Origin of the sequence: Schaalia cardiffensis, assembly GCF_016405145.1 — a bacterium.
Lineage (GTDB): Bacteria > Actinomycetota > Actinomycetes > Actinomycetales > Actinomycetaceae > Pauljensenia > Pauljensenia cardiffensis.
Genome location: NZ_JAEKIA010000008.1, coordinates 1 through 14,142, shown reverse-complemented (window position 1 = coordinate 14,142; position 14,142 = coordinate 1). Strand labels below are relative to the sequence as shown.

Annotated in this window: 10 protein-coding genes and 2 tRNA genes; 9 read left to right on the top strand and 3 right to left on the bottom strand. The window is 62.3% G+C overall.

All coding sequences use genetic code 11. The annotated features are described in order from the left end of the window. Positions 1-50 precede the first annotated feature (50 nt). The 4 genes from JFX23_RS05935 (at position 51) to JFX23_RS05920 (ending at position 6,056) form a co-directional block, all read left to right on the top strand. The gene (locus tag JFX23_RS05935; RefSeq protein ID WP_198776138.1) at positions 51-980 is read left to right on the top strand and encodes a universal stress protein; all 930 of its coding nucleotides are present in this window, start codon (positions 51-53) and stop codon (positions 978-980) included. 234 nt (positions 981-1,214) lie between these two features. Further along, positions 1,215-1,287 (top strand) — tRNA-Arg (locus JFX23_RS05930). A gap of 228 nt (positions 1,288-1,515) precedes the next feature. Then, entirely contained in the window at positions 1,516-5,769 is a 4,254-nt protein-coding gene (locus tag JFX23_RS05925; protein WP_198776137.1) for a prevent-host-death family protein, read from the top strand. A 131-nt stretch (positions 5,770-5,900) separates the two neighbouring features. Further along, a complete protein-coding gene (locus JFX23_RS05920; RefSeq protein ID WP_198776205.1) occupies positions 5,901-6,056 on the top strand; it encodes a toxin in 156 nt (51 codons plus the stop codon). A 481-nt stretch (positions 6,057-6,537) separates the two neighbouring features. Here JFX23_RS05920 and mscL read toward each other — a convergent pair whose 3' ends face one another. From mscL to JFX23_RS09605, 3 genes are all read right to left on the bottom strand, one after another. Then, entirely contained in the window at positions 6,538-6,924 is a 387-nt protein-coding gene (gene mscL / locus JFX23_RS05915; protein WP_198776136.1) for a large conductance mechanosensitive channel protein MscL, read from the bottom strand. A 26-nt stretch (positions 6,925-6,950) separates the two neighbouring features. Continuing rightward, on the bottom strand, positions 6,951-7,571 hold the full coding sequence (locus tag JFX23_RS05910; protein ID WP_198776135.1) for a CpaB family protein: 621 nt from the start codon (positions 7,569-7,571) through the stop codon (positions 6,951-6,953). 240 nt (positions 7,572-7,811) lie between these two features. After that, positions 7,812-8,489, bottom strand: coding sequence for a 5-formyltetrahydrofolate cyclo-ligase (locus JFX23_RS09605; RefSeq protein ID WP_276670166.1), 678 nt, complete (start codon positions 8,487-8,489; stop codon positions 7,812-7,814). A 35-nt stretch (positions 8,490-8,524) separates the two neighbouring features. Here JFX23_RS09605 and JFX23_RS05900 point away from each other — a divergent pair, with 35 nt between their 5' ends. From JFX23_RS05900 to JFX23_RS05880, 5 genes are all read left to right on the top strand, one after another. Then, positions 8,525-9,454, top strand: a complete 930-nt coding sequence (locus JFX23_RS05900; RefSeq protein ID WP_198776134.1) for a UTP--glucose-1-phosphate uridylyltransferase — start codon at positions 8,525-8,527, stop codon at positions 9,452-9,454. Further along, positions 9,451-10,680, top strand: coding sequence for a molybdopterin molybdotransferase MoeA (locus JFX23_RS05895; protein ID WP_198776133.1), 1,230 nt, complete (start codon positions 9,451-9,453; stop codon positions 10,678-10,680). The genes JFX23_RS05900 and JFX23_RS05895 overlap by 4 nt, the downstream gene beginning before the upstream one ends. A 249-nt stretch (positions 10,681-10,929) precedes the next feature. Beyond that, the gene (locus tag JFX23_RS05890) at positions 10,930-11,697 is read left to right on the top strand and encodes a GNAT family N-acetyltransferase (RefSeq protein ID WP_198776132.1); all 768 of its coding nucleotides are present in this window, start codon (positions 10,930-10,932) and stop codon (positions 11,695-11,697) included. A gap of 389 nt (positions 11,698-12,086) precedes the next feature. Then, the gene (locus JFX23_RS05885) at positions 12,087-13,208 is read left to right on the top strand and encodes a hypothetical protein (protein ID WP_198776131.1); all 1,122 of its coding nucleotides are present in this window, start codon (positions 12,087-12,089) and stop codon (positions 13,206-13,208) included. Positions 13,209-13,850: 642 nt separating this feature from the next. Beyond that, positions 13,851-13,923, top strand: a tRNA-Ala gene (locus JFX23_RS05880). Positions 13,924-14,142 lie beyond the last annotated feature (219 nt).

Below are 14,142 nucleotides of genomic sequence, written 5' to 3'. Positions count from 1 at the left end.
GCGGGCTCATGGGGCACAATGGTCGTGACATACATCACGAGGAGGCCATGATGGGTTCCACCGAAGTCACTCTCGTCGGCGTCGACGGCTCAAAGGAGAGCCTCGCAGCCGTCAAATGGGCAGCGGATAGGGCGATCCGATTCGGCGGTCGGGTTCATGTTCTGTGCACCTACGCTCTCGCCTCGTACTCTGCGGCGGCACTCGACGGCGGCTACGCAGTTCTCGACGACGAAGCGCTCAAGCGAGGTGCACAGCAGGTCGTTGAAGAAGCTGTCGAGATAGCGAAATCCAGAGGAGAAGTGCGAGTCTCCTCCTCGATCGAACCGGGTGACCCTGCGGGCGTCCTCGTTGAGATGAGCCGTGAAGTTGACCTCGTTGTCGTCGGCTCACGAGGTGGGGGCTCTTTCGCTGATCGCCTCCTGGGCACCGTGTCCTCGGCGCTGCCCGCACACGCACAATGCCCGGTTGTCGTCGTCCCGCGCTACACCGCGGGCAAGAAGTTCATGCCGGTTGAGCGCATCGTCGTCGGCGTCGATGGTTCTGAAGTTCCCTCTTCGGCTCTGCGTAAGGCCGTCGACGAGGCCGAGGGCTGGGGAGCGCGGCTCACAGCGGTTTCCGCAGTCCCAATCGGGAGCGGTACCTCGATGATGGCGTGGACCCCGAATGTCGATCACTCGGCTCTGCTCGACAATGTACGCAAGGGGATGGGAGAGGCCATCGACCAGGCTCTTCACGGGCGCACGATGGAAGTCGCGCGCCACGCTCTCGACGGTGCCCCGGCTTCGCTCCTCATTGAGTTCTCGACGGCCGTTGACCTTGTTGTCGTCGGCACGAGGTCGCGGGGTGGACTCGCAGGCGTCCTGCTCGGCTCCACATCGCAAACGGTTTTGTCGCACTCGACCTGCCCCGTCATGATCGTCCCCTCCGATCACCTCGGTAAGGCCGAATCCGCGGCCGCACCCGACTGGGGACGGCGCTAGTAGCGCGTAGCCCAGCAGGGCGCGAAGAGCGCAAGCTCTTCGCGCCCTGCGCTTTGAGATGCCGGGAAAAGCGTGACTGTGGAGAAAATGCGGGGGAGCACACGCCTCAGCTCTCGGCACTGGTAATCAGCACGAAAAGAACGCGGATGTACCGGTCTTGGGAAAGGGTGACAGTGGGCTTCGCCCTCGATCCTTGGGACTGATAGAGTAAGCGGGCTCGGCAACGCCGGGCGGGCCCTCGTAGCTCAGGGGATAGAGCACCGCTCTCCTAAAGCGGGTGTCGGACGTTCGAATCGTCTCGGGGGCACCGAAACCTCGGAATACCCGGTGAAGAATCCGGGATGCCCGATACATAAGGGACGGCGCCAGCTGAAAACGGCTGGCGCCGTCTCGGCTCCGCCCCCTCCTCGGCAAGTTCTCCCAGACCCCTGCATGAGAGCGTCAACTTCTCAGCTTCACTTGAAGTTGGGCAGCGATCCACAGATCACGCGTGCGCCTCCCGGGAGGTTCACGCTTCCCCCGGTAGCGTGAGAGCGTGGCTAATGGTTTCTTCTCACGTCATCCGAAGAACACATCTTCGGAGTTAGCGGACCCAACCCCCGTCGAGCCTGTCGCACCGGCTCCGCACACGAAGCTCGATGACGCTCTTGGGGACTGGAAGAACCAACTCGCGCGCCTGACACGCATCGACGGTGAAGATGCTCCGCGTCTAACCATGAACCAGCCGCATCCGGGTGGTCTCGCCCAGCTCTACACGGATCATCCGACGCGCCTGTCACTCCTCATCCGCGAGCCGGCATCCCACCAGCGGGCAGTCGAACGGGCTCGGACCATCATCGCGCGTTCACATGAACTCACCGCGCGTCACGGTGTCGGCATCATCCACATGGCGATCGGTCACGCCCGCTGGTTCGAAGCAGGACGCGCCCAATCCTCAGCCGCCCTATTGCGCACGGCGCGCCTCAGCGAGAACGGTGCGGATATCACGATCACCCTCCTGCCCGGCTACGCCCTCGATCCGCTCCTGGCTTCCGCCCTCGCCAGACGCGGAGTGCACATCGAAGCCGAGGACCTCGTTGCGAGGGCCAGCACCCAGCATGGATTCTCCTCCTCCAGAGCCCTGTCTGAACTGCGCGTGAGCGCATCCGTCCTTGACCGCTTTGAACTCAGAGACGAGCTCGTGCTCGGGATTTTCGAACACCCCGCCTCAGAACTCCAACGCGAATACGAACATTCTGAGCATCTGCTCGCCTCCCCGATCGTGCGGGCGCTTGCAGGAGAAGAAGAGGCACGCACTCAAACCCTCAAGCCCCTCAAAGCTTCAGATCCGAAAGATCGCGATCCGTGGCGCGAACGCGGCGCCGGTGATCTCACCCCCCGTCAGCTCGACGTCGTTGAAGCGGTCGCCGAAGGCCGTTCCTTCGTCGTCGACGTCCCCCACGGTGCAGACGATACAGCCCTCGTTGGCGCGATCCTCGCAGATGCAGCCGCCTCTGGCCGTCAGACCATTCACATCGGCGGCTCCCCCTCACGGACAACTCGCGCCGAAGACCGCCTACGTGAACTCGGCCTAGCGGAGGTGGCGACGCGCATTGACGGGACGACCGCCTCCGGTGAGGAACTACGTGCGCTCTTGCGTTCAGCACTGAGTGACACCACCTCCGTCACGGATCCTCGTGAAGTCGACGAAATGCGCACACGTCTTCGCGACGTCCGTGAAGGCCTGTCCTCGTACACAAGCTCCCTGCACCGTCCCTTCGGCGTTTTCGGGGTCAGTGCCTACAACGCCCTGCAAGTCCTCACTGACTTGACTGCCGCGCATCCAGCTCCCAAGACGCGTGTGCGTTTGCGCGAAGAGATTCTCCTGGCGATCGCCGCTGACCAGGGAGCATATGCGCGCGAGCTCCTCCATAAGGCTGCTGAACTCGGGATCTTCTCCCGTTCCGCCGCGCACACCGCGTGGAAAGGGGTCGTCATTGGCTCTGAGGAGCAGGTCCCCGATGTCCTCGAACGTATCCACCGCCTCGCGAAGGATACACTGCCCAAGCTCCACCACCAGATGAGAGCAGTCGCCGCTGAAACCGATATTGCTGAAGCGACAACACTGAGCGAGTGGCGAGAACAACTCGCCATGTTCGAGGGCGTGCGCGACGTGCTCGATATTTTCCTCCCCCAAGTCTTCGAACGCTCCGCCGCAGACATGGTGATCGCGACCGCGCCGAAACAGTGGCGCACCGCCCACGGCATCTCCATGAAACGCTCCGAGCGCGTTCGCCTGGTCAAACGTGCTCAAGATTTCGTGCGTCCCGGAACGCACATTGAGGACTTGCATTCCGCACTCATCACAGTCCAAGAACACCGCGATGCGTGGCGCGCCTACGCTGCTGACGAGGGCTGGCCGATTCTCCCGCAGCGCCTCGACGAGACCCGCGAACTCACCGAATCTGTCCTCGCAGATCTGAAGGCTCTCGCACCGGCGTTTTCCACCGTGCACCGAGACTTCACCAGCATGTCGATCGAGGATCTTACGAACAGGCTCGAAGCCCTCGACGCGGACCCCAAGGGCGCACGGGAACTGCCCAAGAGAGTTGAGGTCCTCAAACACCTCTCGGAGGCGGGCCTTTCCGCCCTCGTCAATGATCTGCGGGAACGCCACGTCAAAACGAAACTCATCGATTCAGAACTGGACCTCGCGTGGTGGGCGTCGATCCTTGGCCTCATGCTGGCAAGCGAGCCGGAACTCGGCGGTTATGATCCGGCCCACCTCGAAGAGGCTCTCGCCGCTGGGCGTTCCTTGGATGCTCTCCAAGTCCAATCATTGGCTCCACAGGCCCTCGACCAGTTGCGCCGACTGCGCCTGCAAGCAATGGCGACCCGGCCAGACCAGAAGACAACTATCGCGCAATTGTGCAGCAGCTTCGATTCTGCACTTGAGGTGTTGACCTCGGTGCCGCTCGTGCGTCTGCTCGTGCCAGTGGTCTTCACAGTGCCGACACTCGTCCCGAAGATCGTCCGCCCGGGCCACCATGTGGACCTGCTCATCCTCGACGATATCGATGGTTTGCCGCTCGCCGAGCTTGTGCCGATCATTGCGCGCGCCCGACAGGTCGTGGTGCTCGCCGACCTGTCGGCGGGCAGCGAGGAGGGGGCTTCCACGATTTTGACGACGGTCCTGCCGAAGACTCGGATGGATGTGACCCCGACTCGCCTCAACGATCAGGTCGCCCTGCTCTTGGCGCGACACGGCGTTGACCACACGGGCGTCCCGGTTCCTTGGACGGCCGCTTCTGCTCCGGTCACCGCCGTGTGGTGCGAGGGCACGGGAATGCCCGCCCCCGGTTCTCACGCGATCGAGTCGACCTCGGCGGAAGTGGATGCGGTCGTGGAACTCGTCGTCGCCCATGCGGTTGAGCAGCCTGAGCGTTCCTTGGCGGTCATCGCTCTGAATGCGCGCCACGCGGAGCGGATCCGTCACGCGATCATGAGGACGAGGGCGAGCGAACCTGGCTTGGGTGACTTCTTCGACGCGACCTCGGCTCAGCCTTTCCTTGTTGTGGACCCAGCAGAAGCGCGTGGACTCGCTCGCGACTGCATCATCGTGGCCGTTGGCTTTGCGAAGACACCGCACGGAAGAGTCGTTCACGATTTCGGTGAGTTCTCTACTCCCGAGGGCGTCAAAGTCATGTCGGACGTGTTGCGCTCGGTGCGCGGTGATCTCATCCTCGTGTCCTCGCTCAGAGCCGGTGAGATTGACCGGAGTCGTCTGAAGGCCGAGGGGGCTCATATGCTCGTCGAGCTCCTTGAGATCGCCGAGGGACAATCCGGTGTGGGCAGCGGCGCCTGGCCCGTCCTCGAAGTGGAGCCGGATCGGCTTCTCGTCGATCTGGCGGATCGCCTGTACGGCATGGGCCTGGAGGTCGTTCCGAACATCGGCATTCCCGGTGGGATGCGCATTCCCCTCGCGATCGGCCACCCCGAGGTTCCTGGCCGTCTGCTCGTCGCGGTTCTCACCGATGACGACGCTTACGTTACAGAGCCCTCCTTGCGAGTCCGGGACCGGATGTGGCCGGCGATGCTCGAGGCTCAAGGATGGAAAGTCCACACAGCCTTGTCTATGGCGGTTTTCATTGATCCTGCGAAGGAGGCGGACACGATTGTCGAGCTCGTCCTTGACGCGGTTGATGAGATCAACGGCCCCTTCGTTCCCTCGACTCAGGTCCCTGACAGCATCGACTTCGAGTCCGACTCCGAGTATTTCCTAGAAGGGGCGAATGGGGACGAATTCGCGGGGAAGTCTTCTGCTGCGCTCGGCGTAGGCGACCCAGGGCTCGAAGATGGTGCTGTGGGCGAAGCCGCAGAGTATTCAGCTGCCTGGAATGCTGAGGAGGGGACTGGGGAGACGGCTCTTGATGAGCTTGTTGCAGCTACGAGTGACGCTCGAGAGCGTGCCGATGTGTTCAACACTGGCATGCTCGAAGTGATCACCCAGCAGGCTCCGCCCTCCAACCGGGGGCCGCGTCCTGCGATTGCTTCCGGCCTTCCTCTGGCCGCCTATTCGGATGATCAGCTCGACGAGATGGCGCAATGGGTGCGTTCGGACGGAATTGAACGAAGTCGCGAGGAAACCGTTGAGGAGCTTCGTGAGGCCCTGGGGATTACACGCAGGGGTTTCCAATCCGACGCGGTTCTCGGCAATGTCGTGCGAAGGACTGGAGCTGCGGCCACTGTCGCCAAGGAGACAGGGGACGAGGCCGGGGCCGCGGAGGGCGCTGAGCGGGCGGAGGAATGATGAGCGAGGAGCTTCACTCCGAGGATGAAGCCGCCCCCCTCGGGGCTGTCCCTGGTCAGAGCCGGGGTGTAGGTGCGAGGCGGGGGAGGCGCCGCCGTGTCGCCACCTTCGTATCAGATGTTGACCAGCAGCTGATTGACAAGGGACTCGCCCCCTCTTGGGAGGACCGGGTGACGGACGCAGATATTCGTCCTGGTTCAATGCGCGATTCACCCGATCGTGGGGACGGGGCGAATGATCGGCGCCTCATGGAGAATGTGCCCCCGCACGCGCAAGTCCGCACCTGAATGATTCATAGACTCCCCGTGTGACTCGGACGCCGGGAGCGTGACTCGGATGCTCCCAATATGAGTCGAACGCCCTCACTGTGATTCGGATGCTGGGAGCCTGTGAATCCGGCATGCGCGTGTGTTGTACCGGGGAGCACCACGAGGAGCATTCTCGCGTCCCCGCCCGTGCGCGTGGATTCCCTGCGCAGGCGATACGGGGTTTCGTGGTTCCGCCTCGTCCTCGCCGGTGCGCGTGGGCTCCTGACCTGGCCGCCGACCTTCACGTTGGCGGGCGCTGATCCCCGCCGGTGCGCGTGGGCTCCTCCAGTCACGCACTCACGCTATTCACCGTCCAACGTGCTTCGGTCCCGCGTATACGAGAAGACCTTTCAATCTCTTCCCCCTTCGATGCGAAGGGGCCCCGCACCTGACAGTGCGAAGCCCCTTATGGCTCTCTCCTTGAGTCGCGCCGCCCGGGGCGTTACTCCATTGAGAAGAATCAGTTCTTCTCGGCGAGCAGATCGCGGATCTCGCCGAGGAGCTTGACCTCCTTGGAGACCTCCTCGACCTTTTCGGCCTCTTCTTTGGCCCTGCGCTTCTTGAGCGCGTTCATCGGCACGACGATCGCGAAATAGAGGGCGAAGGCCACGAGAAGGAAGTTCACAATCGCGGTGATAATGGTTCCCGGCTGAATCGGATCCGAGCCGTTGATTGAGAACTGGAGGACCGAATCGAAGTTCGGCTGGCCGACAACGGCGCCGATGATGCCCATGATGACATCGGTGACCGACTTGACGATCGGGGTGAAGCTCGCACCGATGATGACAGCGACGGCAAGATCGAGCACATTGCCCTTCGAAATGAATTCCTTGAAACCCTGAATCATTGTGTTCTCCTCAGCGGGATGCCCCGCTATCCCTTGTGAGATGAACTCAATGCGAGGCTGAGTGCCCCAGCTCCGGAATATCCGAGCAGCGATTCGACTTGCGTTGACTTGATGATCAGGTCAAGGCGGACACTCGTCGACGAATCCCAAGCTGGGGCGTCTTTGACCGAAATCGAGGATATGCGAGCATTCGTCGCGACTCTTCGAGAAGCACAGCCGGATTGATCACACTCCCCTGAAAGAGCCCACAGATCCGCCACGTCACCGGCTTCTACAGGGGGCAGGCGTGACTGATCGAACATGAGGGTGACGAGGGATTCATCCGGCGCCAATTCCCGGCCTAAAGCGGAGCCCGCAAGCACAGATTCGCTCAGGATCGTTCCCGCTTTCACCGGTTCGGACGGCCATTTGTCCGGCAGGGGTGTTCCCGGGGCGAGAGCGTCTGCGGGAAACAGTTCATCGGAAACCTCGAGGTTTCGCACGACCTCGGGGCCGAAGGCATCTCCTTTCGAAAGGTCGCGTGAAAGGACTAGGACCGGATGATGGCCTCGAGCGGGCAGGACTCCCATGATCAGAGCACCAAGAGCCATGACCAAGGCGAGGACGAGCAGGACAGTGGGTGTGAGACGGCGAAGAGAAGAAGGCATGGCCTCATTGAAGAATGCCCATGCCCGATCGACGAGGGCGTGTCGGTGCAGCTGTGAATAGTGAAAGGGGTAATGGGAGCTTGTGGACGACACGGGGAAGCACCTCATGGCAAGGCCCCCAACAGCAGGCAGGAGGCAACACAAGCTTGTGGATGACATGAGGAAGCGCTGAGAATCGGCGCGCGAAGAAGGGGCCTGACACGAAAGAAAACCGGCCCCGACAAGCGCGAGGACGAACCCTCAAACAGAGGACAGATCGCTTGTGAGAATCCTGAACCCGCCGGGAGTCACAACCGCGTCAACGGGGATGTCATGAGACAGACGAGGCAGAGGCTGAGCGCTCCACTCATCATCGAAGATCACAGCGACGATCGGCGCGCCCGGACGCGCATGTCGGAGCGCACGGTCGTACCATCCTCCGCCTTGACCGATCCGAGTCCCGTCCTCGTCGACTGCGAGCGCGGGAAGGAGGACAATATCTGCTTGTCGCAGAACCTCAGGGCGCATCGGTGCACCCAGGATCTCGAGCGGACGTGGCAGAGCCTCCACGGAAGGCGCGTCCCACATCACCCACGCCGGATCAGGTAAGCGACACCCGTCCTTACCGACGAGGGCTGGCACAAGACAATGGGAAACAGTGCCGAAGAGCAGACGAATATCGGGCTCTGTAGGAGTAGGCAGGAACAAAGCGGGAAGAAGATCGGCATAGGTCAGGTGAAGGGAGTGGAGGAGCCCCCTCCAGGCTTCCATCAGAGCAGGGCCCTCCGGGTGAATCTCGCAGGGCAACGTTTCAGCAGGGGAGAAGGCCCCCTTACCAGCCCCGGTTTCAAGGCCGCGAGCTGCCAATTCGTGTTCTCGACGCTCATGTCGCTTCGAACGGGCCTGTTGACGGATCGCCTGTTTACGCTCGTCGCACACGCAGATTCTCCTTCCTCCTCGCTAGTGTGGTCATCATGACAGAGCAGAAGCCCCCCGTCGCCCACGCAGTGATCCCAGCAGCAGGACGCGGCACGCGGTTCCTCCCGGTTACGAAAGCAGTCCCGAAGGAGATGCTGCCGATCGTTGACCGGCCCGCCATCGACTACATCATGCGTGAGCTCCACGATGCTGGCCTCGAAGATGTTCTCTTCATCACGCGCGCCGGAAAACAGTCAATCGAAGACTACTTCGATGCGGATCCCGCTCTGGAGTCCGAGCTTGAAAAAGCCGGGAAGGACACTTTTCTCGCCCTCGTCAAGGAATATCAGGAGCTGCCTGGCGTTCACTCGGTCCGCCAAGGACATCCGCTGGGGCTCGGCCACGCGATCCTTCAGGCGAAGGCCCATGTTGGAGACGCGCCCTTCGTCGTCATGCTGCCCGACGACCTCATGGAGCCCGGCGCTCAGCTCCTGCGCCGCATGATCGAAGTGCGCGCAGCCCTCGGCGGCAGCGTCATCGCCCTCACGAAAGTCACTCGTGAGCAGGCGACCGCCTACGCCTCCGTCGCCTGCACCCCCATCGACATTCCCGAGGGAGTTCAGCTCGCTCAGGGCGCGCTCGTGCGCATCGACGAGGTCGTCGAGAAGCCGAAGCTGGAGGATGTGAAGTCCGAATACGCCGTCATTGGCCGCTACGTTTTGGACGCCGCCGTGTTTGACGCGCTCGAAACCATCGAACCGGGAGCGAATAACGAGTACCAACTCACCGACGGCTACGCGAAGATGATTGATCTGCCCGCCGAAGAGGGTGGTGGCGTGTACGGCGTCGTCATTGACGAGCGTCGCTTCGACACGGGTGACAAGCTCGGATACCTCAAGGCGACTATTGCCTTCGCCCTCGAGAACCCGGAATTGGGCGCGGAGCTGCGCGCCTTCCTTAAGAACGAATTGGATGGAGCTCAATGAGGACCGTCGCCGATTTCTACCAGGACTGTCTCGCAGCAGTCGGCCAGCAGCCCCCTCTGGAGGTTCAACTCGCCGACGCTGTCTCCTGCGTCCTCGCAGAAGACGTTGAAGCGCCCTTTGACCTGCCAGTCGCCGACCTCGCCGCCTGCGACGGCTACGCAGTTCGATCCGAGGACCTCGCGGGAGCTCGCCCCAAGGAGGAGGTCGAGCTGCCCGTCACGGAGGAGATCCGCGCCGGAGACGTCAACCCGGCCGCCCTCGTCCCGGGTTCTGCGATCCGCATTGCCTCGGGGGCGCCGATGCCCGCCGGCTCGGACTCGGTCATCGCCTTGGACTTCACGGATCGTGGCCTCGCGAAGGTGCGTGTGCGCACCCAGTCGGCCATTGGTGAGAACATTCGTCGTCGCGCTGAGGACGTTGAACGCGGCGAGGTCGTCTTGCGCAAGGGCACGCGGGTCGGCGCACGCCAAGTCGCACTCCTCGCTGGAGTCGGCCGCTCGCGCGTTCTCGTCCACCCGCGCCCACGGATCGTCATCCTCTCAATTGGCGACGAGATCGTTGAACCAGGCTCGAAAGCCCGCCCGGGCACCGTTTTCGATGCGAATGGGCATGCCTTGTCGACTGCGGTTGCCGATGCTGGTGCGCAGACTTTCCGGGTTGCCGCCGTCCCGGATGAACCGCATCTGCTCCGCGAGACCATTGAAGACCAGCTCGTACGTGCAGATTTGGTCCTCACGACCGGGGGTATCTCCTACGGCTCAGGGGACACGGTCCGTGAGGTCCTTTCCGTCCTTGGCACTGTTCGTTTCGATAGTGTCGCCGCCTGGCCCGGGCACATCCTCGGTGTCGGCACCGTCGGTGGGGACGAGGACGGCAAGGGGGGCATCCCGATCTTCTGCCTGCCCGGCGATCCGGTGTCCGCGCAGGTGTGTTTCGAGGTGTTCGTCCGTCCGGCCCTGCGTCACATGCAGGGGTGGACGCAGCTGACCCGTCCTTCAGTGAAGGCCGCGGTCGACCGCGCCTGGTATTCACCCAGAGGACGGCGCGAGTTCGTTCGGGTGCGTCTCGTCGGTGACCCGAGGAATGGCTATCAGGCGAAGGTTATGGGGGCGCCCGCGTCGCTTCTCCTCTCCGCGCTCGCCGAGTCGAACGCGCTCGCGGTCGTGCCTGAGGCGACGACGAATGTGCGTGTCGGCGACATGCTGCAATGCCTCGTGCTCGAATGAGGGGGCCGCGCGTTTTTACGCAGTGTGTTTGTGGGCATTGTGTGAGGCGCAGCAGTCAGGCCGCCGGATGCTGTGCTCTAAAGAGTGCGAGCCTGAATTGTCGGCATCGACGAAGCGGCCTCGTCCCTTTCCTTCCTGGTGTCACGTGGGCGCGGGCTCGTTCATGGCGTCGCGCCCGCTTCGGATCAGCTTTCCTTCCTGGCGTCATGTGGCTATGGGCCTGTGAAAGTGTTGTACTCGGAGGTGGAGATGAAGCTTGACTGCCTTGCGCGTCCCTTCGCGCGAGTCTGGGGGCGGCCTCTTGATGCGCTCCGCCTCGAGGTCTTTGATCCTCTCGAGCAGAAACTCTTGCACGCCCCCAGGCCGATGCCTCCTGAAGCTTTAGAACGTGTTGACTCGCGCTTGGGAGTAGAAGGGTCGCCCTCGTCCCGAGAAACGCGGAGGATCGACTCTGTCCTTATCCGCCCGGCCTGGGGAAGGGATCACTTCCGCATTGATGCCCTTAGGCAGGACAATGCGCAATGGCTGCGCCGTTGGGAAGCGAGCATGCCGCCCGAAAGCGATGAGCCCATCCCGGACCTGGGGGAGTACGCGCGAAGAATCGACCGAGAACAAAAGCGCGGGCGAGCCCTCATTCTGGCGTGCGAGGTTGATGGTGTCCTTGCCGGTCAGTTCTCCGTGTCGAACGTGGTCTGGGGTGCGATGTCACAGGGGATGCTCGGCTATTGGCTCGCGCGTGACTTTGTCGGTCGTGGACTGGGAGCTCTTGGAAGTGCGATGGTCATTGATCTCGTAATCGGGGAACTCGGGCTTCATCGTGTTGAAGTCGATGTGTGCCCCGAGAACGAACGATCCCTTGGAGTGTGTCGGCGCCTTGGCTTGAGGGAAGAGGGGCTGCGTCCTCGTTTCATGCATATTAACGGCGCGTGGGCGGATCACCTCTGCTTTTCGATCGACCGTGAATCGCTTCCCGAGGGCGGGCTCGTGCGCTCGCGGATTCTTGCCGAGGACGACTGATCCTGGTGGAGGCGTGACGAGGATGACGGATCCTGGTGCAGCGTGACGAGGACGACTAACCCTGGTGGCAAAATGAAGTGGAAGAGACACGAGGTGGAAGAAGGGCCGTTGCTTTCTTTCCGTCTTCCTTGCTTCCCGTTCGTTCGGGGTTGGGCTTTCATTCGCTTCAATCTCTGCCGCTTGTCGGAAGAGCGCCCGCGCTCCTCTTCGTCGTTGCCTCTACGGGCAGTCTCGGGGCTGAGCCGTACATGCTGCGAACTGCCCTATGAGAGATCCGAAATGGGGCTTGTGTTGCTGGTGTGACAATTGTGAATGTGGCGCGAATGGGGACAGCCAACACGCGAGCGTGCCACCGCCTCCTGGGGACAGAAAACGCATAGCGTGGCCCTGTGGAGTTAGGTGGAGTCATCATCGTTGCAGCGGTATTCGCGCTGTTCGGTTTGATTCCTCTGCTCGTTGCCCGTCGTACCGCGATCACTCAGAACCGTGAGAACGACCGATTCTCCGAGCACCTCAGACTCCTGACGAACGACCCTCGGGAAGTCGAAGCGTGCGGGAAATCCACCGGACCTCTTCTCGCACGAAAACGGACTCTCCCCGAAACGAATGGAGGCGTCATGGCTCAGCCTTCCGCGAAGAACTCCGCAACTCGCGTTGATCGTCGTGGCAGCGCGGCGGTGAAAGAAATCGCCAGGCTGCGTGCTCGTCGAGCCGCGCGACTCGCGGCCGAGGCCGCTGCCGGTCGGCGTCGCCTCCTCGTATCTGCGATTCTTGCCTTCTTCACCCTCATCGTCGCTGGGGCGGTCGTTGCGGCTTCAATCTCCTGGGCGTGGACATTGATCCCGGCATCGCTGCTCACAGCCTCCCTTGTCGCTTCGCGAATCGCCGCGATCCATTCCGAGAAAATTGGCGCTGCTGAGCTTGAACTCCTCAACGAGCTGCGCACCCAGGCTCCTGAGCGACGCGTGAAGAAGTCCTCCGCTCCGAGAGGCGAAAACGAGGATGAGGATGCAGCGGCGACTGAACCGCCGAGCGATTCTGCCGCTCTCGCACTCCTTCGCGCAGCTGTTGAGGCCCGCGCGAACGAAGTCATTGAGCGGCCAGCAGAGGCAATCGCTGTGGTCGCACCCTCTCGAGAAACCCGTGCCGATGAGGTCGTCGAAGCTTCGGCTGAAGTGAGCAAGGTCGAGGCTGAAGAGCGGGAAGCCGAGGCGAAAGAGCGGGGAAGCGACCCTGATCCGATTCCCGCGACGGCTTCGGTGGAACGGTGCACGTGGTCGGTGAAATCCATCCCAGCTCCCTCATATGCGATGCGCGGCCGAGTCGTGGGGCGCGCAGTTCACGCCGACACGGATCTTCGGGGCATCCCGAAGGTTGACGCTCGCGTCCCGGCTCGTCCTTTGCAGGCGAGCGTCTCCGGGGCGAACGCGCTTTCGACGGAGGATGTCGTCGCGGATCAAGCGGTCGCGCTCGACTTGGACTCCGTTCTCGACTCGCGCAGGGCACAATGAGTCGCTGAACTTTTGCCATGAAGGAGGGGGCCGCTTCTGAGTGCCCCCGTCCTTTTGTGGGAGCTCTCGTTCAGCATTGAACGGCACCCATTCGACACTGAGCGTCGATTGGGTCGCTCAGCTGCGCGAGCAGGGGTTTTCGTGAGAGCCAGCGGCCAGCTGCGATTCAACGGGCATCCCGAGTCGAGGGGCTGCGTGAAAGCTGACAGGAAACTACAAATGATCGGATGATCTGAGCCGAAAGATGCTGTGAACTCCTGATTCTTCGCTGCAAGAGGCGAGGTCGCGCACAAGCGTCCCTGCCCCTTTTGTGGGCGCTTCCGTTCGACACTGACTGGCGATTGAGCCGCTGCAAACTCCCCCGTTCCTTCGTGGGGTCTCCATTGGTGTTCGCAGCATGCCTGCGCCCTCGCGGTTCTTACTGAATGAGCACCGGAAGAGCCCCACTGTGCTCGGAGCCTATCGGCGCGATCTGCGTTGCCAGCGTGAATCTAGCGAGCGGGACTTTGACTCAATGCCCGCCACCCCTTGACATGAATGCTTGCCACCCCTATCTCAACTTCTCTTCGCGAGGGTGACCCAGTTCGCGGGTTTTCGATTTCACCGAAGCCGTGAGGGTGGTGTTATGCTGGATGAGTACTTGGGGCTATGGCGCAGTTGGTAGCGCGTCTCGTTCGCAATGAGAAGGTCAGGGGTTCGAATCCCCTTAGCTCCACAAGAAGAGAAGAGGCCCCGCGTCTGGTGAAAACCTGCGCGGGGCCGTTTCGCGCGCCTACCACTCGCTGAGCGCTTGCGACCCCGAGATCAGGGTTACCGGCAGGAAAGTGTGGCATCGCTCGGGCGTGTCGTGGGGGTTATGTGCGTCCGGCCCAGCCTTTTCGGGTGTGGAAGCCGGTGTCGGGGCTGTAGGCGTTGTCGTAGTGTGTGGGCCCGT